This window comes from Mangrovibacterium sp. (assembly GCF_059905295.1).
Genome location: NZ_JBZQJF010000035.1, coordinates 1 through 2,333, shown reverse-complemented (window position 1 = coordinate 2,333; position 2,333 = coordinate 1). Strand labels below are relative to the sequence as shown.

Below are 2,333 nucleotides of genomic sequence, written 5' to 3'. Positions count from 1 at the left end.
CGAACTGCTAGAACGCGGGGGAATAGAAAACGAATATGTGAATCCCTACTATCTGGATGATTTTTTAGTACAACAGCGCTCGCTTCAGCTGGAAAAGGAAATTCAAAACACAATGCCGCGTGTTGAGTTAAATCGCGACTTCCACCCGTACATGTTTATCAAACATACGCAATATTGGTTAAGTCATTTCGGAACAAGCTATATGTTGCTGGTTGCTGTTCCCCTTGTGTTCTTCTTGGTTATTCTGTTTAAGATAGATGTCGTTTCGGCTGGGCTTTATACGGGAGGTTTTTCTGCCGCATCACTTGAAATTTGTTTGATGCTGGCTTACCAAGTTTTCTTTGGAAGTCTTTATTTGGCAACAGCATTGTTCTTTGCCCTGTTTATGGGAGGCCTGGCTTGGGGAAGTTTATGGAATCGGATTCCCGGCCGATTTTCAAAGATGAAAAGTTATGCATTCCTGCAAATGCTACTTGCCCTCTTTGCTGTCTTACTTCCCTTAATACTGGAGGGGTTCGAAGCGTTTGGTCGTCATGGTCGGCTTTTGCAATGCCTCTTCTTCGTCTTGGTTTGTCTACTGGCTTTTGGTGTGGGATATGAGTTTTTTCTCGCCTCGCAACTTCGAGCCTCAGCTATTGCCGTAACCTCTGCAATCAACTACAGTACTGATTTGCTGGGATCGGCCTTCGGCGCCTTCTTAACCAGTATCTTTCTGCTACCCAGCTTCGGCTTAATTATGAGCTGTTTACTTGTTGCAAGCTTGAATATTTTCACTGCTGTTAAAGCCATCTATGCCGCAAACAGCTGAATCTTTTTGCAGAGGCAAATCGTAGCTTAAATACGGAGGTTAGGCTGATCCATGAAATTGACTAAACGCGCATTTTTGAAGACAATGGTTATGGGAGCAGGAGGAATAGCATATACCGGTAGCCAGGCTTTTGGCGGAGAAGATCCAGCTTCGGGAATTAAAAACAAGTGGACACATGAAGCGCTGTTTTACACCGAAACGCCAAAGGGAATCCGTTGTTTGATTTGCCCCAACGAATGCGATATTAAGGAAGGGGAGACTGGTGATTGCCGAAACAGGATCAACAAAGGCGGCGTGCTTTATTCCATGGCTTACGGGAACCCCTGTGCTGTTCATATTGATCCGATTGAGAAAAAACCTTTGTTGCATTTTCTGCCGGGAAGTACTGCTTTGTCGATTGCGACTGCGGGTTGTAACCTGGCTTGTCTGAATTGCCAGAACTGGACCATTTCGCAGAAAAGCCCGACTGATACGGACAACGAGGATCTGATGCCTGATCAGGTTGTTCGGGCTGCTGTTGACAATCATTGTGCGTCGATCGCCTACACTTATACCGAGCCCATCACTTACTACGAGTATACCTACGACACTTCTGTTTTAGCCAGGCAAGCGGGTATTAAAAATGTGATGGTTACAGCCGGTTATATTAATCGGGATCCATTGGAGAAATTGTGTAAAGTCATTGATGCTGCCAATGTCGATCTGAAGTCGTTTAGTAACGAAATTTACCTGAAACTGAATGCCGGAAAACTGGATACCATTTTGAATACCCTGGTAACCATGAAAAATGAAGGTGTTTGGCTCGAAATTACCAATCTGGTTGTTCCTTCGTGGACCGATGATTTGGATATGATTAAACGAATGTGTGGATGGTTGGTGCAAAACGGTTTTGCAAACTATCCCTTACATTTCAGTCGCTTTCATCCGACCTATAAACTCACGCAGTTGCCGCCTACGCCTGTAACTGTTCTGCAAAGTGCCCGAGATATTGCACTGGCCGAAGGACTGAAATATGTTTACATCGGGAATGTTCCCGGTTTGGGAGCTGAAAATACGGTTTGTCCCAATTGTCATAAGCTTGTTGTGGAGCGTAAAGGTTATCGAATCATGGAAATCCACTTGAAAGACGGGAAATGTGAGTTCTGTAATACGCCTGTTTCGGGCGTGTGGTAGTACGGATGGTTTAGAAGCTGGTTGTTATTGAAGAAATCAAAGATGCAAAATCTGAATTTTACGGTCGTTTTTTGCTTTTAAGTGCCAAAAATAGTTCGAAACGTTGTTTTTATTGAACAATAAGTACTCATTGTAGGTAAGAGAAATCATTTTGTAGATCTACAATTTCATTTTCACGGTTTGTAAAATCGTATTGTAAACATACAATGCTACATTAACGATCGTTAAAAGGAGATTACTCACAGGTAATTTGACATTAACGATTTATAAATTCATTTTCACGGTTTGTAAAATCGTATTATAAACCTACAATGCTGCATTAACGATTGTTAAAAGGAGATTACTCACAGGT

At 42.6% G+C, this 2,333-nt stretch carries 2 protein-coding genes; both read left to right on the top strand.

Annotation, left to right across the window (positions count from 1 at the left end):
* A partial coding sequence (locus AC37HE_RS02265; RefSeq protein ID WP_500781150.1) for a hypothetical protein occupies positions 1-808 on the top strand: 808 nt, incomplete at its 5' end.
* A gap of 84 nt (positions 809-892) precedes the next feature.
* Positions 893-1,981 carry an AmmeMemoRadiSam system radical SAM enzyme gene (amrS, locus tag AC37HE_RS02260; RefSeq protein WP_500781151.1) on the top strand — a complete coding sequence of 363 codons (1,089 nt, stop codon included), beginning with the start codon at positions 893-895 and terminating at the stop codon, positions 1,979-1,981.
* Positions 1,982-2,333 lie beyond the last annotated feature (352 nt).

What these genes read in the sequence shown, in the direction of transcription:
- amrS (WP_500781151.1), top strand. Translation starts at nt 893, where the DNA reads ATGGTTATGGGAGCAGGAGGAATAGCATATACCGGTAGCCAGGCTTTT.